The following is a 22,068-nucleotide window of genomic DNA, read 5'->3' on the forward strand; positions in this document are numbered from 1 at the left end:
GAGCGCGCTGCTGAATACGCTGCTGTCCAACTGTGGGAGCAAGCCCCCTCCCACAGTTGGGCATCGGGAGCAGCCCCTTTCCACAGTGAGTTTCAGTCTTGCAAGTTGGCGAGTGCCTGCGAGGCTTTTACGTAATCCGCCTGGAACTCGGGCGACTCGATCCAGGCCAGTGCTGCCGCTTCATCATCGGTATCCGTCGCCCACTGGCGATACTCGATCAGCGCTGCGAAGATGAAATTGGTGGCTTCTTCTTCGCCTTCCTGCTCCAGCACCAATGCCAGCAGCGGGTGCGCCAAAAATACCCCACACAACGCGACCTGGCTTATCTCGCCGGCGGCGCGCATTTCCACAAACAGCTCGGTCAAATCCACCGACTCAAGGTCAATGCGGCTGTCGTCACCGGCAAACGCATCCGGCTTGGCCGCGACGCTGCGCTGGGTACGGTTTTGCTTGGCCTTGGTCTTTGCGCGCTGGGCACGTTTTTGCTGTTTGTTCGGCGAGGCCATGGGCTCACGTCCTTGGTTCAGAATCTGGAGGGTCTATTGAAGCGCAGCTTTGTAGAAATCCCAAGGGATTCCAGCCGTGTTACGTCACGCACTCGCCGGGCGTGCCTTGCGCCAACTTGCCGTGCAGCAGCCACGCCAGTGCGACAGGCCACAACCGATCCTGATATTCGCTGCGAAAAAATGCGAAATGCCCGACAGCCTTTTCACCAATATCTTCCGGTGCAATGCGCAGATGAGTGCGCTCGCTGCCGTCGAAATAGCGCAGTAACCGCTCAATCGCCGCCACCGTGCCGAACGGATCGTCGCTGATACTGATGGCCAGCATCGGCGCCTTTACGCTGCCAAACGGCAAATCACCCAAATCGCGTGCGCTGGGGCGCGTTTCATACCTGGGCGCAAGCGTGCTCCAGTCGCGCACCACGCCCGCCGGCGTATCCTCCAGCCAACCCAAGCGCTTGCCGGGGAAGTAGCCGCACAGCGCCGTCAGCAGCGGCATCGCCACATGCCACTTGGCAAACATCCGCCAGCGGCCTTTTGCCTGGTAATCGCGCCAGTAGGCAAACTGCGCGCCCACCGTGACTATTCGCCGAATCACCGCGCCTGACGCGGCCAGCCCCGCTGCACAGCCGCCAAAACTGTGGCCGACCACATCAATCGGCTGCCCGGCAAATTCGCGCTGTGCACGCTGCAACATCGCCTCGAAATCCAGCGCGCCCCACATCGACCACGAGGCCGTAAAGCCCCGTAGCGAGCCGCTGCGTGATTCGCCGATGCCGCGATAGTCGTAGGTGATCACGTCGAAGCCGTTGGCAAACAGGTAGTCGGCGAAACGTGAGTAGTGGCGGCAGCGTAGGGACGTGGCGGCGTTGATGATCACCACCGGGCGTGCGGGGTCGGTTCTGATATGGCGCCAGCTAAAGCCGCCGATAAGGTAGCCGTCGGCGGCGGGTTCGCGGAACGCTTCTGAGGCAGGTCGAGTGGGCAGTTTCATAGTCGGCTCGTTTCCAGCGCTTGGGGTGTGGGGCCGTGCGCTTTTATAGGCAGTCGAAACTAACAAATTTATTGCGCCAAGGGCGCAGCAATTGCCGCGATGCTCGACCTTATCGCGCTGGGTGCATAGGCTTACGCTCCTTTGATCAGTCAGGCTCGGCCCATGACCCGCGACACCCTCGAACACAACCAGATCGCGATCTACTTCGTCGCCGTCCTGCTGGCGGCCGCGTTCGGTGTGTTCGCACCTTTATCAGCCCAAGGCCTCGGCGTACTGGTGACGCCTGCGATTGCGCTGTTGATGTACGCGATGTTCCTGCAGATTCCGTTTCTGGACCTGCGCCAGGGCCTCGGCAACAAGCGCTTCATCTGCGCATTGCTGCTGGCCAATTTCATCCTGGTGCCCTTGCTGGTGTGGGCGCTGACCCGTGGCCTGGTGGAGCGCCCGGCCTTGCTGGTCGGCGCGTTGTTGGTGTTGTTGACGCCGTGTATCGATTACGTGGTGGTGTTTACCCATATCGGCAAGGGCGATTCGCGGCTGATGCTGGTGGCCACGCCGGTGCTGCTATTGCTGCAACTGGCGCTGTTGCCGGTGTACCTGAGTTTTATGTTGGGCGCGCAATCCGCCGTGGTGGTGGCGGTGGGGCCGTTTGTCGAGGCGTTCCTGCTGCTGATTGTGTTGCCGATGCTGCTGGCGGTACTGACGACAGCCCTGGCGCGGCGCTCAAGCGTGGTCAACCTTTGGAGTAACGCCTGGGCCTGGCTGCCGGTGCCGGCGATGGCGTGGGTGCTGTTTGTGGTGATCGGCTCGCAGATCACCTCAGTGCTGCGCGACGTCGCGCTGTTGTTACCGGTCATCCCGGTGTACGCAGGCTTCCTGTTGCTGGCGCCGCTGGTTGGCGCGTTGGCTGCACGGCTGTTCGCGTTGCCCGCAGGCGCGGCGCGGGCGATCACGTTCAGCGCGTCGACGCGTAATTCGCTGGTGGTGCTGCCGCTGGCGCTGGCCTTGCCCGAAGACGTGCGCGGGCTGGCTGCGGCTGCGGTGGTTCTGCAAACCCTGCTGGAGCTGGTTGGCGAACTGCTCTATATCCGGCTGATCCCGGCGCTGGTGTGGCGCACTGGCCGGTAGGCGCATAAATATTCGGATTTGTTCAGGCGTTATTCAGGCATGCAGTCGGCACCATGGAGCCGGCCCCGCCTACCTGAAGGACATTCGATGGATCACCGCAGCCGTTTTCGCCTGGAGTCGCTGGGCATTTTCCTGATCGCTTTACTGCTGTTCACCTTGGGTATCTGGGATGAGCAACCCCAAGGGTTTGACGGGCGCTGGGCGCTGTTCATGCAGGAAATGTTTCGCCATGGCGCGAGTCTTTTTCCTACCACTTACGGCCAGCCGTACCCGGACTATCCCGGCACTGCGACGTTTGCAAGTTTTGTGTTCGCCAGGCTGTTTGACGCGCCCAACCACCTAGCGAACGTACTGCCGACTGCACTCGCTTCGGCGGGCGTGGTCGCGCTGATCTACCGCCTGCTGGCGCCGTCGAGTCGCCCTTGGGCGTTGCTGACGGTATTGCTCACGTTGCTCACCACTCAACTGCTCGAAAAGTCGCGCTCGGTGTGCCTCGACCAGATGGTCGCGTTGCTGTGCATAGGCAGCTTCTACCTGCTGCACAGCGGCGAGCGGCTCGGTTCGCTGGTCAGGCAGCTTGCCGTGTTCCCGCTGTGGGTGCTGGCTTTCGCGATTCGTGGGCCATTGGGGCTGATCGAGGTGTGCGGCGTGGTGTGCGTGTATTGGGCGCTGGGCCGGCCAGGTGAGCGGGTCAAGCAGGTGTTGATCCATGGTTTCGCGGGATTGGTGTTGCTCGCGGCGTGCTGGTGGGTCTTGATGAAGTTGGCGCGAATCAGCGGCGGCGATGCGTTTGCCGATGAAGTGTTCAAGATGCAGGTCGGCGGGCGCCTCGATGAGTCCGGCGAGCCGTTTTACTTCTACTTCCAGCTGAGTTTGTACCGTTACTTCCCCGTGGTGCCGTTGGCGCTGGCGACGATGGTTGCGCTGCGCCATCGCTGGTCGCAGCGCTGGGTCGATGACGACGTGCAACTGCTGGCTCGGCTCGGCGCCTGTGGGCTGATGATTTTGCTCGGCCTGTCGGTGCCGCACTTCAAACGCGCTTACTACATTCTGCCCATGGTGCCGATGTTTGCTGCTGTCGCCGCCTATGGGCTGCTCCAGGCGCAAAGCTGGCTTGTCGGCGTGCGCAGATGTTACGAATGGCTTGTGGCAGCGCTACCGGCATTGTGCGGGGTGGTGCTGTTTATCTGCCGACACACCTGGCAGAAACACGGCTACTGGCCCGAGGTTTCATTGCCGTTGCTGATCGGCGCGCTTCTGGTGTTGCAAGTCGCGGCGTTGATCGCCTGGCGCAATACGCTGCGCCTGGTATGGCTCAGCGTGATCGCACTGGCGGCGCAATGGCTGTTGCTGGTGACGGTGATCGAGCCCGCCAAAGACCTGCAATTCGACACCCGCAAGTTCGTCAGCCAAGTGGAGACGCTACGTGGCTCGCAGCCAGGGCCACTGGTGTTCGTCAACCTCGGCCGTGACACCTGGGCGGTGCGCTACATGATGAACCTGGACCACGATGAGCAGCCGCTGTTTGTCGGGCGTAATGAGCTTGAGAAGCTAGGCACGTTGCCACGGCCGTCCTGGGTGATTGTGTCGCGCAAGGAGACTGCGCTGCTGAAGGGCACGCCGATGGGGCAGCAGGCGCCACGCTTCGAAGGGCGGCTGAACGACAATCCGCTGATGGTGTTTCTACTCAAGTAAGCCGTTGGCTCAGTGTCTCGACGTCATGCCTCGGAGCGCCGGTCATCGGGAAAAACAGCAGCGGAGCAAAGCCAAATAACCACTAATGAGGGCTGAAGCCCCGTTAATACGGGGTTTCGTTGGTTTTTACCATTAACTTGCGCGCTTATTTTTATCGCACTAACTATCAAGTTAATCGATTAAGCGCCGATTCACGGGCATCCCGAAAAATCAAAGGCACACACGTAATGAGCGCAAAGTGGTTGGATAATTTGAACGTCAGCAAGAAGCTCGGGCTGGGCTTCGCCGCTATTTTGCTGGGTGTGCTGACCGTCACCGCCATCGGTTACTCCAGCACCAACCTGCTGATCGAGCGCCTTGGCAAGAGTGGCAAGGTCTCCGAGATCAAGGCGCATGTGCTGAATGCCCGCATCGTCGCCCAGGCTTACGCCACCGGGCCGAGTGCTGCCGGCGTGCAAGCCTACAGCGGTGCGCTGGATACGCTGGGCCGCAGTGTCGATGAAGGCATTGGGGTGTTCTCCGTGTCGAGCAACCTGGCCAAGCTGCGTGACATCAAGGAGCAGGTTGGCGGCCTTAAGCAGACGTTCGATCAATTGGTCAGCATCAATCAGAAAATCGATGAGGCCTTGAAACCCTTGATCAAGGTTTCGGACGAGGTCAGTGCCACGTTCGAAAACCTGCTGCAAAAGACCATTGACGACACCGTGCGTGCCCCGGATGAAGCCGGCATCAAGCAGGTCAAGATCGCTGGCGACTTGCGTAACGGCATGACCAACTTCCGGTTGGTGTTTCGCCGCTATCTGAGTGTGCCGTCAACCGATAACCGTCAAGCGACCTATAACTCGGCCGACGCGCTGATCGCTCAGGTGGCGGCGGCTCGCAGCGAATTGCCAAGCCAGGCGAACGCCGCGGTAGACACCGCGCTGAACGCGCTCAAACAGTACAAGGTGCTGATGGCGTCGATCTCGGAAATGCTGCAGCAGGCCGATCAGGTGCGCGGCAAACTGCAACAGCAATCCGTTGCAACCGCTGTCATAGCCGATGATTTGGCGGCGCAGCAGATGGTCAGTGCCAAAAAAGAACAGAACACCGCTGTCGTTCAGTTGTTGAGTGTTGCGTTGGTGGTCTTGCTGATGGGTATTTTTGCGGCGTTCGTTATCACCCGCCAGATAACCCTTCCGTTGAATGATACGGTGATTGCCGCGCGCCGAATTGCTGACGGTGACCTGACCCAGGACACCCTCACGACCCGTCAGGACGAACTGGGATTGCTGCAGAACACCATGCAGCACATGACTGTTTCCCTGCGTGGCCTGATCGGCGGCATCAGCAACGGTGTCACGCAGATCGCTACAGCGGCCGAGCAGTTGTCGGCTGTCAGCGAGCAGACCAGTGCGGGCGTCACCCTGCAAAAAAGCGAAGTCGACCAGGTCGCCACCGCCATGAACCAAATGGCCTCGACCGTACAGGAAGTCGCGCGTAACACCGAAGACGCTTCGCAGGCTGCCAACCAGGCCAGCGAACGTGCGGCGCATGGCAGCAGTGTGGTGCAGCACGCCACGCGGGAAATTGGCCAGTTGGCCGGTGAAGTGAAGCAGTTGGGCGTCGCCATGCAGCGCCTGACCGAAGACAGCAGCAAAATAGGCAGTGTGATTGATGTGATCAAAGCCGTCGCTGAGCAGACCAATCTGCTGGCGCTTAACGCCGCCATCGAGGCCGCACGCGCCGGTGAGCAAGGTCGCGGTTTTGCCGTAGTGGCCGATGAAGTGCGCTCGCTGGCCCAGCGTACCCAGAACTCAACGACTGAAATCGAAGCGCTGATTCAGACCCTGCAACAGGGTACAGGCGCAGCATCAGTGCTGATGGATGCCAGCCTGCAACGCACCGAGGGCACCGTGGTGTTGGCGCGTCAGGCTGAGCAGGCATTGGTTGAAATCAATCAGTCCATCGGCACGATTGAACAGATGAGCCAGCAGATTTCCGCCGCCGCAGAGCAACAGAGCGCCGTGACCGATGAAGTCAATCGCAGCGTGCTCAGCGTGCGTGATATTGCTGAGCAGTCTGCCTCCGCAACCGAGCAGAGCGCCGCCTCGACTGTCGAGCTGGCACGCTTGGGCAGTGATTTGCAGAGCATGGTTGCGCGTTTCAAGATTTAACTAGCCGCAGCCAGGCGCCTCGTGACGTGGTCACGAGGCGATCGGCCACGAAGGCAACGGCTGGGAACTGCAGAAAGCAAAAAAACCGCACCAGGCGGGTTTTTTGTGTGTTTCAGATGACGTTTGCACCACCTGAAACTAATGAGTTGTGCCCAGAGACGGAATCGAACCGCCGACACGGGGATTTTCAAAACCTGTGAACTTCCTTCCGCATTTGAGAAAAGGCTGGTTATCCTTGCTCTATCTCAAATATGCCGTCGCCACACCCGGCCAGAAACGGGGCAGATGCCCCAAAACCTTCCGGACTTACCGGAGCGTGGTAGCGAGAGAAACACGCGAATTTACTCAGAAGGCAATGCGAAGCTATGGCTCAGAGGGGCACTCAAGGAGCAATCAATTATTCAAGGCTGTGATAGGTAAGATGCGTCTGGCTTACTGTCTGCGCTTGTTGAAAGAAGTATCGTCTGAGTCGTAATCAGGAAATTGTTCAGTATTCGGTTCCCGTAATATTTATCGTCGGAGCCTTTGCGTATTTTGCGTAAGCAAAAAAGTAAATTCTAAGGGCGAGCGTGTGCTGAGAGGGTGAAACCATTTTGGTGGTTTCTCCCTCATTTATTTGGGCCCAGATAGTTACTCTCCTGACCAATACCAAAGCGTTGCACCCCAGCTAGAACCGGTAAAGCTAGGCATTTCTTCGCCTAGTTTAAAGTACTTGCGAGAGTTTGCCTGCGCCGGGCTGAACCAGTAACCCGCCTTACTACAAGGTTGGCCTGCTTCAATGCGAGAAGGAGAGGTCGAGCCAGTTTCTTCCTGGTCAAAACGTGCATACCAACGGTCAGTGCTGTCTTTTTCGAAGCAATTGCCATAAGGCGAATAGCTATGCAGTTGATCAGGATTCGGGATGCGTACAGGTTTCACAACCTTATTGACGGCGACGTAAGCGGCTGGCAGCCCATCCTCCAAAGCGCCAAGTTCTGGGTATTCACCCGCACGAATGATCAGTCCATTGTTATAGGTGAGTATTTCGATGTCACCACGGCCACTGAACGCATGACGAATGGCTGATTCACCGCCAAGGCGCTCTACAAAGGTACTTCCGAGGACCGTGTACCAGTTGACACCTTTTATGTGTTCCAGCAGTTCTAATGACGATGAGTAGGGAGTCGCGTCTACTTCTAGTCCTGAATACTGCTGTGCTAACTCATACTCTGTAGGCGAATAGCTGTGATAGTCGTACGGTAAAATGCTTGAAAGGCCACCGTATCCGTGTTCGACTTCAAGTTTCTCGCTGAGATAATAAATCCATTCTTGATATCTGGCGGCCCCGCCGGGCTGTTTTAGTATGGACCAAGGAAAAACTAGTTTAATGTAGGAGCGAACCTGATCCCCGTGAGCTTCAAAGGAGTTGAGCATCGATAATCTATACTCATCAGCTTGAGTGGATTCAGTAGCGCTTCCCAAAAGCCAGCTGAATTCGTCATTTGAATCAGTTTTCGATATTTGCTCACGAGCCTTCTCAAAACTGGCATCTGTCAATTTTTTTCGTCGGCGATAAAACATTCCTTTCAAGAGTGGTTTAAACTCTTCGTAAAACCGTGCAAAGCACTCGTCTATTTTACGCTTTGTTTCTTTTGTATAGCCTTGCTTAAAATACAAGGTAATAATTACCCCCAGTCTTACCACTGGTGTGCCATCTGGTAATTCGAAGTGCAGGTCGGGGGCGCGGTCTTCTAGATTTTTTAGTGATCTATTCACGATAATTCTCAATCAAAAATTTAGAGCTTGGCGTGGAGCTGGACTGGTAGCAATCTTCGCTAGTATTACAGCCAGTACAACCCAGGATTGCATAGCAATTTCAATTATCGCCAACAAACCTGTTAAAAGAGCAGTCGGTATCGCAGCGGCGACTACCAGTTCACCAATGACGATGATAACAACTGCAGTAGCAACGGCTTTCCCAATATCCATTAGCAGTTGCACCCAGTTAACTTCGCGTAGCGCCTCTAGCGTCAAATCGGTATACCGCTGAATCTCTTGCCAAATGACGCGGAGTTGATCGTCGGTCCAGCGTAATATTTGCCCGCCGGTTTCACTTACCCACTCCCAAGCTTTTTGTGATTCTCGACGTACCCATTCACCTTTAGTACCCAGCCACGTCGCGGCGTCTTGCAAATGTTGCTGAACTTCTTGCGAGAGTTGTCGGATACCTTGAGCGCCTTCTTCCAACAGGCTTTCTACCGCTGATTGTACTTGCTGGGTCCAGCTTTCGATATGTGCAGGTCTCGGCGTTGGCTCCGGGCCGTATACTGGTACGGGGGCTGGAGCAGGTCTTGACGGGCTGTCTGAGTTCCCTGGAGGCACCAATGAGGGCCATTGCAATGGGTTGAAGAAGCCGGTCGGTTTGTGCTCTTTGTTGTACTCCTTGTCACGCTCACGATCATCTTTGTCCCGACAGTCGCTAATCTCCAATACTGAGAATCGATCACGACTACCCGCTATGCGCTGATAGGCCCGCTCTTGTTCCTCCGAAAGCTCGTCCTTGGGGAATTTGACCTCGACCACTCGCTCCAAGTTATCTGGGTGCATGACTCCTTCGTGGTCTGGACCAGCCAGGCCAGGCCAGCGAAGCGCACGATTTTTTACAATCATCACGTCTGGTCGACGTAATAGTCCCTTGGTATTACCCATCGGGAAGAAGGTTAACGTATGACGACGATCCGGATCAGGTATTTGCCCAGGAAGTGAGAGCGAGGTGCTGAGAAACGGTTTCGGTGGATTCGGTGGTATGGGCGTCATGTCGAAACTGACCTCGGCCTTATAATTCCAGCGGAAATCCCAACGATACTCGTCAGCGCGGATCACACCGCTCATGACCAGTTGTTTCAACTTTACTTCCGTAATTTCACCATTGGGGAGTAGCTTGATCGACAGCCGTGGAAAACGAGCCGCGTAATTCGCTTTTTCCATCAGGTACGGCTTATTGGTGGGGTTCGGTAATTTAGCTCTGGTCTCCGTACCCTCAATACTCGTAGTGGTGCATCCCTGCGGTGTCTGCGGTTGGACTGTAGCCATGTTATTCGCCCTCCGAGTTGGCGTTTCGATAGTCCAGGTTCATTTCCCTAGGTGCACTCTCACCGGCCCTGATTAATGGTTCCAATGGTTCAGGCTTGCGGATCGGGGTCATAAGGTCAACTTCAGCGGGATCACTGCTGTGCACCAGGAAGGTCTTGCCTTCGTCGTTCGTGTAGCCTTTCAGGCGGCTCCCGTCGGCACGCTTGAGGGTGTAGGGCATGCCGACCAAGGGCTCGCCCGTTTTGTCATCCAATAAGATGTAGCGGGCTTTGTGACTGCGTGGAGCCCCTTGTAAGAGCTGACCGGGCTTGTCCTTATCGGCAGCACCCGGTAGCAACGGACCCAGTATCTTGAGCCCTGAGCCGGAACTTGGTCCCCCACCCGAATTGACCTTGACGTTCGTTCCTCTGATGGTCACGCCACCCGCATCAACCTTTACAAAGCTGCCCCCTGCTTTGGCGGTAAACTCCATGCCGCCTTCCACTACGACCTTTTCGCCAGCGTAGTAGTGAATTTCTTGCCCGGTTTCGATGAATAACCCTCTACCAACTTTGACATGTTGTGTCTGGCCGACAGTCAAATGATCGTCAGCGCGAGCTTCGGATTTTCGGTCGGCGTGGGTGATGCGATGTTCTTCAGACTTGAATTCGCTGAGAGTGTTGGCTTCAACCGTATCGTGACGTTCGTTGCCCACCCTTATTTTTTGGTCGTGTTCAATGTTTTCATCCCAATCACGTTGGGCGTGCAGGAATATTTGTTCCTGACCTTTTTTGTCTTCTATGCGCAGTTCGTTGAAACCCTTGCCGCCCGGTGAGCTGAGTGTTTTGAACACGCTGCGGGTTTTATTTGCCGGTAGATCGTAAGGCACGACGTTTTCTTTGTGATACAGGCAGCCGGTGACCAGTGGCTGGTCCGGGTCGCCTTCAAGGAACGTCACCAGTACTTCCATGCCGATGCGAGGGACTGCAATGCCGCCATATGCCACTCCTGCCCAACCACTAGCCACTCGTAGCCAACAACTGGTTTTGTCATCTGCTTGCCCTAGCCGATCCCAGCGAAATTGCACCTTGATTCGACCGTATTGATCGCAGTGAATTTCTTCACCCTTGGGACCAGTGACTACTGCTGTCTGACTACCCAATACTTTGGATTTTGGGTGGTCAAGTGGTGGTCGGTAATTGGCATCCCAAGGGGTAGCCAGAAACCGGTTACGGTAGCCCTGTTGGAAGTCGTCCTTGTTATTGGTGACGTCGCTGGTGATCGATTCGCCGAGTACTTGTGGTTGCTTGCCTTCGTGGATCACTTCCAGCAGGAGCCAGAGGTCGTTCCATTCGTTGCGGGGATGATCACACAGGGGCAGGAAGTGCCCGGTGGTCAGCGAAGGCTCATCACCTTTACCTTCGGCCAATTGGTAATCGCTGCGATGCCGTTCGAGTGCACGAGTCGCCAATTGCTTGCCGCGCTCGCGCTGGTTGAAGCGACCCGGGTAATCATAGTCTTCCAGGTTTGGCAGGAAGTCGCTGTTGGCGGTGCCTTCCGGTAACAGCCGGGGTCTTTCAAAGTTATAGTCGCGACGGGTGACACGCGTGGTACGGGTTTCCACTCGCAGGTTGAAGTGCTTGATTACTGGCTGTTCTGCGGCCATCCCGGAGTTTTGCCTGTAAGCAGCGGGCTCCAGCTTGCGAAACACCGTCTGGTTATCACCAAATACCAGCTTGTGCGCTTGGGCGCTGTGCTGGAAGTGGAAATGAATGCCCTCTTCTTCGCACAGACGTTGGATGAAGTGCAGGCTGGATTCGTCGTACTGGGTGCAGTAAACGCGCTCGGGATAGTTTGCGCCGAGTTGAAAACTGTACGCATCGGAAAGAACGCCATGTGCCTCCAATACCTGAGCGATGATCTTCGGGACGCTAAGGTGTTGGAAAATTCGTTGGTCGCAGGTGTGAGCCAGGTAACTGAGCTGCGGCACCAATGTGATGCTGTAGTGCGTAAGGCGTTTGCCAGCGTCGCCCTGAGCAATACGATATACCACGCCATGGACCAAGCCTTTCGCGCTGGACCCAAAGGTCAGCAAGGCCGTTTTGTGCAGCAGTTCTTCAAGTTTTAGATCGGGCCGTTCGCTGACCAGCTCAATGTCAAAGCTGTATGGCTGATTGAGGGCTTCGCGACCGACGAAACTCAACACTTGAAGGTCAGTGGGCACGCCTTCAAAAGTCAAGGAAATGTGCGTTGCATTAGCGTCTGGCATGCCTTGATCAGTCCATGAATATCGGCTTTTCAGAGTGCTGAAACGCATAACTGACTTCAATACAGGAAGTCGTGGGAACAGAAGAACAAGAAAGCTCTTACGAGGTTATAAGAAAGCTCAATGCAAAGTAGTGAGGGTAGGGCGCGCAGAAGGTTATTAGCGATGCGACCACAAAAACGCAGGCAACAAAAAACCCGCACCAGGCGGGTTTTTTGTGTGTTTCAGATGACGTTTGCACCACCTGAAACTAATGAGTGGTGCCCAGAGACGGAATCGAACCGCCGACACGGGGATTTTCAATCCCCTGCTCTACCGACTGAGCTATCTGGGCAACGGGGCGCATTAAACTGGTTTTTCAGGGGGTCGTCAAGCAAGTTTTCAAAAAATATTTAATTATTACCGTCGCTTACGGGCCAACCCCGGAATTTGATCAATTATTCAGCAGGCGGCACGTAGCCGTCGGCCTTGGCGTAATCCTCGCCGGAAAAGAACTTGTCCATCTCGCCTTGCAGGTATTTGCGGTCTTCGGCGTTCATCATGTTCAGGCGTTTTTCGTTGATCAGCAGGGTCTGGTGTTTTTGCCAGTCGGCCCAGGCTTGGGCGGAGACGTTATCGAAAATGTCCTGGCCCTTGGCGCCGGGGAACGGTGCGCGTTCCAGGGCGGGCAATTCTTCGTGGTACTTGCGGCAGATGATGGTGCGGGTCATGACGGAACTCCTGCGTTCAATACTTCGGCTGCGCGTTTCAGCAGTTTTTTAACGGGGGCGGCAAGGCCCAGGCGCGGCGGGGTGGCGAGGTTATACCAGAGCCAGTCGGCCTCGGCCACGTGATGGGCGGATTCCTCGACGTGCACCAGCCAGGGCTCGATGGCCAGTTGGAAGTGACTGAAGGTGTGGATCAGCCCCGGCAGGGCGTGTGGCTTGCCCAATTCCAGCGAGTGCTGGTTGGCCAGGTGTTCCAGGTCGTCGAGGTCGTCGAGTTCCGGCAGGCTCCACAAACCGCCCCACAAGCCCGTGGAAGGGCGGCGGTACAGCAGAATCGCGCCCTCGGCGTTCGCCAGCAGCGGCATTAGCGTACGTTTTTGCGGGATGGTCTTGCGCGGCTTGGGGATCGGGTAGCGCGTCTCCAGGCCGAGCATGTGGGCTTCGCAGCCTTTTTCCAGCGGGCACAGCAGGCAACTGGGTTTACTGCGGGTGCAGAGTGTGGCGCCCATGTCCATCATCGCTTGGGTATAGGCGTTGACGCGGTCGTGGGGCGTGAAGCGCTCTGCAGTGGCCCATAGCTGCTTGGCGACCTTGGGTTCGCCTGGGTAGCCTTCTTGCGCAGTAAAACGCGCCAGTACGCGTTTGACGTTGCCGTCCAGGATCGGCGCGCGCAGGCCCATGCTCAGGCTGGCGATTGCACCGGCGGTGGACAGGCCGATGCCGGGCAGTTCGGTCAGCTTTTCGACGTCCTTGGGAAACTCGCCGCCGTACTCGGCGACGACGATTTTCGCGGTCTTTTGCAGGTTGCGCGCGCGGGTGTAGTAACCCAGGCCGGTCCACAAGTGCAGCACTTCATCTTCCGGCGCGGCGGCCAGCGCTTCGACCGTGGGCAGGGAGGCCATGAAACGGTCGAAGTAATTGAGCACGGTGCTGACCTGGGTCTGTTGCAGCATGATCTCCGACACCCACACCCGGTAAGGCGTGATGCCCTGTTGCCAGGGCAGGTCATGGCGGCCGTGGCGGTCGTACCAGTCCAGCACCGCCTGTGAAAACTGCTCGTTTCTCATCGCTTGAACAGGCCCTTCAGAGCGTCTTTCAATTGTGGATTAACCTTGTCGAGTTTCTCTTCAAGTTTTTCGCCGAGCTTGTTACCGGCCGCTTTGATTGCGACCTGGCTCAAGCCGTCCTTGTCCAGGCGGCACGCCTTGGCGCCCAGTTCCAGCGGGCCACGGCAGCGCAGCGGCACTTCGATGCCCTGGAAGTTGCTGCCGACCTGGCAGGCCGGGTCCGGCACGTCGCGCTGGTCACCTTCGACTACGATGCCAATGCGGTAATCCATGCCCAGCACGCGCAGGTCCACATCACCGTTGCCGTTGACGCTCAGCCCCGGAGTACGCACTTTCAGGTCAGGGTTGCTCGCCACGCCGTTCACGAAGGTCAGGTTGCCGCGCAGTTCCTGGAACGGCGTGTCTTTGCCTTGTGGCGTGTTGCTCAGGGTTTTGCGGTTGAGCAGGGCGATGCCGGTGCACAGTTGTTGCTCAATGTTGGCGTTGAGCAACGCGCCGTTATTGATCACAAAGCTGGCGGTGCCGTTGAGGCTGTCGATCAGCGCCTTTTGGCTGTTACCACGGCCGTTGAGGTTGCTGTCCAGGGTGACCTGGCCTCTCACCGGCGGGGTTTGCCCTTGGGCTTGCAGGATACGTTCAACCGGCACTTGCTTGATGCGGGTTTGCAGCGCCAGCAGCGGAATGTCCTGGCGCACATCGAGTGTGCCGTTAGCCTGGAAGGTGCCGTTGTAGAGGCCGCCGCTGAGGCTGTCGAGCTTGAGTTGGCCATCGATGCCGGACGCTTTGAGCACGGCATTCTGAATCGGCAGCTTGCTCAGGGTCAGTTGGCCGAAGGCCAGGTCGGCATCCACGTCCAGCGTGCGCAGGCGCGTCAGCGGCAGCAACTTGTCGGTGCTCCAGGCGGCCTTGGTCGGCGCTTCGGGCAACGGCGTGGTGCCACCGGCGGCCATGGCGCCCGCTTCGCTGTTTTGCACTTCGGCCTGACGTGCCGCCGCTACACCTTTGGCGGATTCGGATTTGGCCGGCAAGTAGTTGTCGGCGTTGAACGTGTCGCCCTTGAGCTGAACGCGCAGCGATTGCTTGGCGAAATCGTCGACGGCGATGCGACCTGCGAAGGTGCTGCCATCGAGTTTCAGGTTCAGGTCTTCCAGCGCCACGCTGGTCGGCGTGCCTTTGAGGCGGCTGACCAGCTCGACTTTGCTCAAGCTACCCGCGGCCATAGGCGGCAGCGGGTGGCCGACGCTGTCGAGAAACTTGGCCAGGTCAAACTGGGCAATCGACACGGCGCCGCTCAGTTGCGCGGTTTTGTTCAGGTCGTTGACCTTCAGCTCGCCCAAGGCGCGCAGTTGGTTGGCCGACAGCTTGATATTCGTCAATTCGGCGATGTTCGCCGCCAAATCCACCAGCAATTGCCCTTGCGTCGCGAAGGTTACCGTCTTGCCTTGCAATGGCTCGCCGGTGGCTTCGCCGCTGAGCTTGATGTCTTCGAACTGGTAGCGCTTGAGGGCACGCTGAATACGCAAGTTGCCGTTGAGCTCGGTTTTGACGCGCATCAGCGGCTGGTTGCTGCCAAGGAACGCGGTGAGTTTCAGCGGAATGCTCGCGCCTTCGTGTACGGCACCGGCGCTCAACTGGATGCTCTCGGCGCTGTACTGCTTGCCGGTCTGCTCATCGTTGTATTCAACGCGGGCGTTGTTGATGGTCAGGCTGTCGATGTCCAGGCGGATCGGCTTCGGCGGTTTTTCCGGCTCGGGTTCGGCAGGCTGCTCCACGGCAGTGGCGGCGGGGGTGCCGGCAGGCGTTTCGGTGACGTTCTTGCCAATATCTTCCCAATTGCCATGGCCTTGCATGTCTCGGTTGAGGCGCAAGTTGAGGCCTTCGACACGCACGTCGCTCATCTGCACTTCGCGGCGCAGCAGCGGCAGCACGCGCACCGACAGGCCGAGCATTTGCAAATCGGCAAACGGCTGGCTCGGGTTGGTCATGGTGGCGACCGTGGCTTCGTGCAATTCAAGGCCAAGCCAGGGGAACAGGCTCCAGCCGATGTCGCCATTGAGCGTCAGCTCGATGTGGGCCTTGTCTCGGGCTATCTGGCGAATCTCGTCTTTGTAATCGTTGGGATCGAAGAGGTGGGTCAGGGCAAAGCCCAAGGCCACAATGATCAGCAACAGCCCGAGAAGTACCAGACCCAGGATTTTGCCGAACGCTTTCATGGGCGAGTCCTTGTATGTCGATTTCAAAATTTAGCCGCAGAGTATAACGCCCGACGGCGTGCGTCAGTTCATGCATCGTTACATTGTATCCAGCACCAGCAAAACGGGATCTTGACGTCAAACAAATCAGGTTTCTTGAAAAAGGTGATGTCAGTTTGGTTTTTCTGTCATCCACTGGTGCTAATCTGCGCATGTTCGTCTGTCGTATGCGACACATCGTCGCGCTTGAATGGAGCTTTACTCAACACTAACGGCCAACGCTTTGCGTGCAAGGCCGAGGGAGAGAGTGCCTGACGGACACATACTAATAACTGGGGGAAACACCAATGAGCACCAGCACTGCGGCCAGCGTTACCGCCGCGCAGCCTGCGTTCCTGTCCAAGGAGCGCATTATCGCCAAGCCAGGGTTCAACCGTTGGCTTGTTCCACCGGCCGCCCTGGCCATTCACCTTTGCATCGGTATGGCCTACGGCTTCTCGGTGTTTTGGTTACCACTGTCCAAAGCATTGGGCATTACCAAACCGGTTGCCTGTGCGCCGGACATGAGTTTTATCTCGCAAGTCTTTTCTTCCCAGTGCGACTGGCCCATCTCCATGCTGGGCTGGATCTACACCTTGTTCTTCATCTTCCTGGGCTGCTCGGCAGCGATCTGGGGCGGTTGGCTGGAACATGCCGGGCCACGTAAGGCGGGTGTTGTATCGGCCCTGTGCTGGTGCGGCGGCCTGTTGATCTCGGCGCTGGGTATTTATACCCACCAGATCTGGCTGATGTGGATCGGCTCCGGGGTTATTGGCGGTATCGGCCTTGGCCTTGGCTACATTTCGCCGGTGTCGACCCTGATCAAGTGGTTCCCGGACAAGCGCGGCATGGCTACCGGCATGGCGATCATGGGCTTTGGTGGCGGCGCAATGGTCGGTGCACCTTTGGCCGCAGCGCTGATGGGGCATTTTGCTTCGCCAACCAGCGTGGGCGTGTGGCAGAGTTTTGCCGTGATGGCCGCGATCTACTTCGTCTTCATGATCGGTGGTGCACTGTCCTACCGCGTGCCGCCGACCGGTTGGAAGCCTGAGGGCTGGACCGCACCGGCGAAAAAAGCCAGTAACGCGATGATCACTCATCGCCATGTGCACGTGAACGTGGCGTGGAAAACCCCGCAATTCCGCCTGGTATGGCTGGTGCTGTGCCTGAACGTGTCTGCGGGTATCGGCATCCTCGGCATGGCTTCGCCGCTGCTGCAGGAAGTGTTTGGCGGCAAGCTGCTGGGTGTTGATGTGCCGTTTGGCCAACTGGATGCCGGGCAATTGGCCTCCATCGCGGCCATTGCGGCAGGCTTCACTGGTTTGTTGAGCCTGTTCAACATCGGTGGCCGGTTCTTCTGGGCGTCGTTTTCCGACTACCTGGGCCGTAAAAACACCTACTTCGTATTCTTCGCATTGGGCTTTGCCCTGTATGCGCTGATCCCGAACCTGGGGCACTTGGGTAACGTGGCGCTGTTTGTGGCGGCGTTCTGCGTGATTCTGTCGATGTACGGCGGTGGTTTTGCGACGGTTCCGGCTTACCTGGCCGACCTGTTCGGCACCCAGATGGTCGGCGCGATCCATGGTCGTCTGCTGACCGCATGGGCGGCGGCGGGCGTGTTGGGCCCGGTGCTGGTGAACTACCTGCGTGAGTATCAGTTGAGCATCGGCGTTGACCGCGCTGCGGCCTATGACATCACCTTGTACATCCTCGCAGGCCTGCTGGTGCTGGGCTTCATCTGCAATCTCCTGGTTCGCCCGGTGGCCGACAAGTACTTCATGACCGATGCCGAGCTGGCTGCCGAACAGGCGCTGGGCCATGACAAAGGCGCCGACGCCAGCACTGTGCTGGAGTGGAAAGCAGCGCCCGGCAGCAAGCCGCTGGCGATTGCGGCCTGGCTGGTAGTGGGTATTCCGTTGGCGTGGGGTGTGTGGGTGACCCTGCAGAAAACCGCAGTGCTGTTCCACTAATACTGCAAAACCCTGTGTGGGAGCGGGCTTGCCCGCGATTGCATCACCTCGGCCCAAATGACTGACCGAGGTGCCTGCGTCGCGAGCAAGCCCGCTCCCACAGTTGTATGCACATGTCTATCGCCGACACTCCATCAGTCTTATCCCCTTCGATGTTTCTGTTTAGCGCCCGCGCCCCTATAATGGCTGCCTTTTTCGCCCAATGATTTTGCGGAGCTGGTGATGGCCGAACGTAAGGCGTCCGTCGAGCGCGACACTCTGGAAACCCAGATCAAAGCCTCGATTAACCTGGATGGCACCGGAAAGGCCCGATTTGATATCGGTGTTCCTTTTCTTGAGCACATGCTGGACCAGATCGCCCGTCACGGGCTGATCGACCTGGATATCGTCAGCAAGGGCGACCTGCATATCGACGACCACCACACGGTGGAAGACGTAGGCATTACCCTCGGCCAGGCATTTGCCAAAGCCATCGGCGACAAAAAAGGCATCCGTCGCTACGGCCACGCCTATGTCCCGCTGGACGAAGCGCTGTCGCGCGTCGTCATCGACTTCTCTGGCCGCCCAGGCCTGCAGATGCACGTGCCCTACACCCGCGCCACCGTGGGCGGCTTCGACGTCGACCTGTTCCAGGAATTCTTCCAGGGCTTCGTTAACCACGCACTCGTCAGCCTGCACATCGACAACCTGCGCGGCACCAACACTCACCACCAGATCGAAACCGTGTTCAAGGCCTTCGGCCGCGCGCTGCGTATGGCTGTGGAGCTGGATGACCGCATGGCCGGGCAAATGCCGTCGACCAAGGGCGTTCTGTAATGCAGACGGTCGCGGTTATCGATTACGGCATGGGTAACCTGCACTCGGTGGCCAAGGCCCTTGAGCACGTAGGTGCAGGCAAGGTGCTGATCACCAGCGATGCCAAGGTGATTCGCGAAGCCGACCGGGTGGTGTTTCCGGGCGTCGGCGCGATCCGCGATTGCATGGCCGAGATCCGCCGTCTGGGCTTTGACAGCCTGGTGCGTGAAGTCAGCCAGGACCGCCCGTTTCTCGGCATCTGCGTGGGCATGCAAGCCTTGCTCGACAGCAGTGAAGAGAACGGCGGCGTTGACTGCATCGGCGTGTTCCCTGGCCAGGTGAAGTTCTTCGGCAAGGGCCTGCATGAAGACGGTGAGCACCTCAAAGTCCCGCACATGGGCTGGAACGAGGTGCGTCAGAGCGTGGATCACCCGTTGTGGCACAACGTGCCGGACCTGGCGCGCTTCTACTTTGTGCACAGCTATTACATCGCCGCCGGTAACCCGCGCCACGTAGTGGGTGGCGGGCATTACGGCGTCGATTTCGCCGCTGCACTGGCCGATGGTTCGCGCTTTGCCGTGCAGTTTCACCCGGAGAAGAGCCATACCCATGGCCTGCAATTGCTGCAGAACTTCGCCGCGTGGGATGGCCGCTGGTAAATGGCCAAGCAGCCGAAGCCGCCGATCTTGAGCCTCACGCCCGAACAGGAACGTGAGGCGACGCTCAAGATCAAGTGCTTCATGGAGGACCGTTTCGAGCTCACGCTGGGCTCGTTCGAGGTCGCCGAGCTGCTTGAGCTGTTCACCACCGAAGTTGCGCCGCACTATTACAACAGGGCGATTTTCGACACGCAGACGCTCCTTAAAGAAAGGTTCGAAAGCCTCGAAAGCGACCTGTGGTCGCTTGAGAAACCCTGATTTCCCAAGCATTGCTGAATATCGAATAAGGTTTGCCAGATGCTGATTATCCCCGCTATCGATCTCAAGGACGGCGCCTGCGTACGTCTGCGCCAAGGCCGCATGGAAGACTCCACCGTGTTCTCCGATGACCCGGTGAGCATGGCTGCCAAATGGGTGGAAGGGGGCTGCCGTCGTCTGCATCTGGTGGACTTGAACGGCGCCTTCGAAGGCCAGCCAGTCAATGGCGAAGTGGTCACCGCGATCGCCAAGCGCTACCCGAACCTGCCGATCCAGATCGGCGGCGGCATTCGCTCGCTGGAAACCATCGAGCACTACGTCAAAGCGGGCGTGAGCTACGTGATCATCGGCACCAAGGCGGTCAAAGACCCGGCGTTCGTCGCCGAAGCCTGCCGCGCCTTCCCGGGCAAAGTCATCGTCGGCCTGGACGCTAAAGACGGTTTCGTTGCGACTGACGGCTGGGCTGAGATCAGCACCATTCAGGTGATCGACCTGGCCAAGCAGTTCGAAGCCGACGGCGTGTCTGCCATCGTTTATACCGACATCGCCAAAGACGGCATGATGCAGGGTTGCAACGTACCGTTCACCGCGGCTTTGGCGGCGGCCACCAGGATTCCGGTGATCGCTTCCGGCGGTATCCACAATCTGGGCGACATCAAATCGCTGCTGGACGCCAAGGCGCCCGGCATCATCGGCGCCATTACCGGCCGCGCGATTTACGAAGGCACCCTGGACGTCGCCGAAGCCCAGGCTTACTGCGACGCCTACAACGGCTGAGGACTGACCATGGCGTTAGCCAAACGCATCATCCCTTGCCTGGACGTCGACAACGGTCGCGTGGTCAAGGGCGTCAAGTTCGAGAACATCCGCGACGCCGGCGACCCGGTGGAAATCGCCCGGCGCTACGATGAGCAAGGTGCCGACGAGATTACCTTTCTCGACATCACTGCCAGCGTCGACGGCCGCGATACCACGTTGCATACCGTCGAGCGTATGGCCAGCCAGGTGTTTATCCCGCTGACCGTGGGCGGTGGCGTACGCACTGTGCAAGACATCCGCAACCTGCTTAACGCGGGCGCGGACAAGGTTTCGATCAACACCGCAGCTGTGTTCAACCCCGAGTTCGTCGGCGAAGCTGCGCAGCACTTCGGTTCGCAATGCATCGTGGTGGCCATCGACGCGAAAAAAGTCTCCGGCCCCGGCGAAACGCCGCGCTGGGAGATTTTTACTCACGGCGGGCGCAAGCCGACCGGCTTGGACGCGGTGGAGTGGGCGATGAAGATGGAAGCCCTGGGCGCCGGTGAAATTCTGCTGACCAGCATGGACCAGGACGGCATGAAAAACGGCTTCGACCTGGGCGTAACCCGCGCCATCAGCGATGCGCTGGGCATTCCGGTGATCGCGTCCGGCGGTGTCGGTAACCTGCAGCACTTGGCCGACGGTGTGATCGAAGGCCACGCCAGCGCGGTGCTGGCGGCGAGTATTTTCCACTTTGGCGAATACACCGTTCCAGAAGCCAAGGCCTACATGGCGGCGCGCGGTATCGTCGTTCGCTAAACGCTGCTGGACACCATGGCAGGCGCGCGGCACTCTCTGCGCTTGCCATGGACTCCGGTAACTTTCATGTTCAAACACCTGCTGCTTGCGTTCGCCAGTGCCTCCATTCTTTTCGCAGGTTCGGCGCATGCCGAAGAACCGTCCGACGCGTCACTGGTGTTGCTGACGGAAAACTTCCCGCCTTACAACATGGCGAAAAACGGCAAGAACTTCGCCAAGGACGAGAACATCGAAGGCATCGCCGTGGACATCGTGCGCGAGACCTTCAAGCGTGCAGGCATTTCCTACAACCTCACCCTGCGTTTTCCTTGGGCGCGAATCTACAAACTCGCCCTGGAAAAGCCAGGTTACGGCGTGTTCGTGATGGCCCGGCTGCCGGACCGTGAAGCGCTGTTCAAATGGGTCGGCCCCATCGGCCCGGACGATTGGGTGCTGTTGGCAAAAGCCGACAGCACGATCCAGTTGAGCGACCTTGAACAAGCGCGCCGCTACAAGATCGGCGCCTACAAGGGCGACGCCATCGCCGAGACCCTCGAGAAACAAGGCCTCAACCCGCTGGTGGTGTTACGCGACCAGGACAACGCGCAAAAGCTGGTGGATGGCCAGATTGATCTATGGGCCACCGGCGACCCGGCGGGGCGTTACCTGGCGCGTCAGGTTGGCGTCACCGGGCTCAAAACCGTGCTGCGCTTTAACAGCGCCCAGCTTTACCTGGCGTTGAACAAGGATGTGCCGGATGAACAAGTGGCCAAGCTTCAGGCCGCGCTGGACCAGTTGCGTAAAGACGGCGTGATTGACGAGATCATGGCGCGTTATCTTTAGTTGTCAGCCGCCGCGAAGGGCTGGATCAAAAGCGCTGTTGTGGGAGCGGTCTTGCTCGCGATGCGGGCGGCTCGGACCATCAGGCGTAGCGGGTTGATGCCATCGCGAGCAAGCCCGCTCCCACAGTTGACCGCGTTCGGTTTGCGATGAGGTGATTGGTCTTGGTTGTCTTGATTTAGCGGTAAATGCCGTTCTTGCCATGGCCTGAT

18 protein-coding genes, 1 tRNA gene and 2 pseudogenes are annotated in these 22,068 nt (G+C 58.2%); 11 read left to right on the forward strand and 10 right to left on the reverse strand.

The window, feature by feature from the left end:
• Positions 1-92: 92 nt before the first annotated feature.
• Positions 93-506, reverse strand: a complete 414-nt coding sequence (locus F0169_RS11905) for a hypothetical protein (protein ID WP_152746639.1) — start codon at positions 504-506, stop codon at positions 93-95.
• 79 nt (positions 507-585) lie between these two features.
• Positions 586-1,497 carry an alpha/beta hydrolase family protein gene (locus tag F0169_RS11910; protein ID WP_152746640.1) on the reverse strand — a complete coding sequence of 304 codons (912 nt, stop codon included), beginning with the start codon at positions 1,495-1,497 and terminating at the stop codon, positions 586-588.
• Between the two features lie 162 nt (positions 1,498-1,659).
• On the opposite strand from F0169_RS11910, the gene F0169_RS11915 reads away from it, so the two are divergent.
• The 4 genes and pseudogenes from F0169_RS11915 to F0169_RS28410 all read left to right on the forward strand — a co-directional run bounded on the left by F0169_RS11915 (position 1,660) and on the right by F0169_RS28410 (position 6,476).
• The gene (locus F0169_RS11915; RefSeq protein ID WP_152746641.1) at positions 1,660-2,625 is read left to right on the forward strand and encodes an arsenic resistance protein; all 966 of its coding nucleotides are present in this window, start codon (positions 1,660-1,662) and stop codon (positions 2,623-2,625) included.
• An 87-nt stretch (positions 2,626-2,712) separates the two neighbouring features.
• Complete coding sequence (locus tag F0169_RS11920) at positions 2,713-4,320, forward strand: ArnT family glycosyltransferase (RefSeq protein WP_152746642.1); 1,608 nt, start codon at positions 2,713-2,715, stop codon at positions 4,318-4,320.
• Positions 4,321-4,547: 227 nt separating this feature from the next.
• Positions 4,548-5,570 (forward strand): annotated as a pseudogene (locus tag F0169_RS28405) (methyl-accepting chemotaxis protein); the annotation flags it as partial.
• A gap of 201 nt (positions 5,571-5,771) precedes the next feature.
• Entirely contained in the window at positions 5,772-6,476 is a 705-nt protein-coding gene (locus F0169_RS28410) for a methyl-accepting chemotaxis protein (RefSeq protein ID WP_425274296.1), read from the forward strand.
• A 630-nt stretch (positions 6,477-7,106) separates the two neighbouring features.
• On the opposite strand, the gene F0169_RS11930 is transcribed toward F0169_RS28410, so the two are convergent.
• From F0169_RS11930 to F0169_RS11960, 7 genes are all read right to left on the reverse strand, one after another.
• Positions 7,107-8,231 (reverse strand): type VI immunity family protein, encoded by a 1,125-nt coding sequence (locus F0169_RS11930; RefSeq protein ID WP_172979419.1) that lies wholly within the window; start codon positions 8,229-8,231, stop codon positions 7,107-7,109.
• Positions 8,232-8,243: 12 nt separating this feature from the next.
• Positions 8,244-9,548 (reverse strand): VRR-NUC domain-containing protein, encoded by a 1,305-nt coding sequence (locus F0169_RS11935; protein WP_152746645.1) that lies wholly within the window; start codon positions 9,546-9,548, stop codon positions 8,244-8,246.
• A 1-nt stretch (position 9,549) separates the two neighbouring features.
• On the reverse strand, positions 9,550-11,796 hold the full coding sequence (locus F0169_RS11940; protein WP_152746646.1) for a type VI secretion system Vgr family protein: 2,247 nt from the start codon (positions 11,794-11,796) through the stop codon (positions 9,550-9,552).
• A gap of 255 nt (positions 11,797-12,051) precedes the next feature.
• Positions 12,052-12,127, reverse strand: a tRNA-Phe gene (locus F0169_RS11945).
• Between the two features lie 103 nt (positions 12,128-12,230).
• Positions 12,231-12,503 carry an oxidative damage protection protein gene (locus F0169_RS11950; RefSeq protein ID WP_058413133.1) on the reverse strand — a complete coding sequence of 91 codons (273 nt, stop codon included), beginning with the start codon at positions 12,501-12,503 and terminating at the stop codon, positions 12,231-12,233.
• Positions 12,500-13,567, reverse strand: a complete 1,068-nt coding sequence (mutY, locus tag F0169_RS11955) for an A/G-specific adenine glycosylase (RefSeq protein ID WP_152746647.1) — start codon at positions 13,565-13,567, stop codon at positions 12,500-12,502. The genes F0169_RS11950 and mutY overlap by 4 nt, the downstream gene beginning before the upstream one ends.
• Positions 13,564-15,780 (reverse strand): AsmA family protein, encoded by a 2,217-nt coding sequence (locus tag F0169_RS11960; protein ID WP_152746648.1) that lies wholly within the window; start codon positions 15,778-15,780, stop codon positions 13,564-13,566. The genes mutY and F0169_RS11960 overlap by 4 nt, the downstream gene beginning before the upstream one ends.
• Before the next feature lie 326 nt (positions 15,781-16,106).
• On the opposite strand from F0169_RS11960, the gene F0169_RS11965 reads away from it, so the two are divergent.
• The 7 genes from F0169_RS11965 (at position 16,107) to F0169_RS11995 (ending at position 21,859) form a co-directional block, all read left to right on the forward strand.
• Entirely contained in the window at positions 16,107-17,768 is a 1,662-nt protein-coding gene (locus F0169_RS11965; RefSeq protein WP_058413136.1) for an OFA family MFS transporter, read from the forward strand.
• A gap of 222 nt (positions 17,769-17,990) precedes the next feature.
• The gene (gene hisB / locus F0169_RS11970) at positions 17,991-18,584 is read left to right on the forward strand and encodes an imidazoleglycerol-phosphate dehydratase HisB (RefSeq protein WP_003218037.1); all 594 of its coding nucleotides are present in this window, start codon (positions 17,991-17,993) and stop codon (positions 18,582-18,584) included.
• On the forward strand, positions 18,584-19,222 hold the full coding sequence (gene hisH, locus F0169_RS11975; protein WP_058413137.1) for an imidazole glycerol phosphate synthase subunit HisH: 639 nt from the start codon (positions 18,584-18,586) through the stop codon (positions 19,220-19,222). The genes hisB and hisH overlap by 1 nt, the downstream gene beginning before the upstream one ends.
• A complete protein-coding gene (locus F0169_RS11980; RefSeq protein WP_152746649.1) occupies positions 19,223-19,480 on the forward strand; it encodes a DUF2164 domain-containing protein in 258 nt (85 codons plus the stop codon).
• 39 nt (positions 19,481-19,519) lie between these two features.
• The gene (gene hisA / locus F0169_RS11985; protein WP_048723388.1) at positions 19,520-20,257 is read left to right on the forward strand and encodes a 1-(5-phosphoribosyl)-5-[(5-phosphoribosylamino)methylideneamino]imidazole-4-carboxamide isomerase; all 738 of its coding nucleotides are present in this window, start codon (positions 19,520-19,522) and stop codon (positions 20,255-20,257) included.
• Positions 20,258-20,266: 9 nt separating this feature from the next.
• Complete coding sequence (gene hisF / locus F0169_RS11990) at positions 20,267-21,037, forward strand: imidazole glycerol phosphate synthase subunit HisF (RefSeq protein WP_017138643.1); 771 nt, start codon at positions 20,267-20,269, stop codon at positions 21,035-21,037.
• A 66-nt stretch (positions 21,038-21,103) separates the two neighbouring features.
• Positions 21,104-21,859 carry a substrate-binding periplasmic protein gene (locus F0169_RS11995; RefSeq protein WP_122251984.1) on the forward strand — a complete coding sequence of 252 codons (756 nt, stop codon included), beginning with the start codon at positions 21,104-21,106 and terminating at the stop codon, positions 21,857-21,859.
• Here F0169_RS11995 and F0169_RS27540 read toward each other — a convergent pair.
• Positions 21,856-22,068 (reverse strand): annotated as a pseudogene (locus F0169_RS27540) (hypothetical protein); the annotation flags it as partial. The gene F0169_RS11995 and the pseudogene F0169_RS27540 overlap by 4 nt on opposite strands.

Origin of the sequence: Pseudomonas kitaguniensis, from assembly GCF_009296165.1 — a bacterium.
Lineage (GTDB): Bacteria > Pseudomonadota > Gammaproteobacteria > Pseudomonadales > Pseudomonadaceae > Aquipseudomonas > Aquipseudomonas kitaguniensis.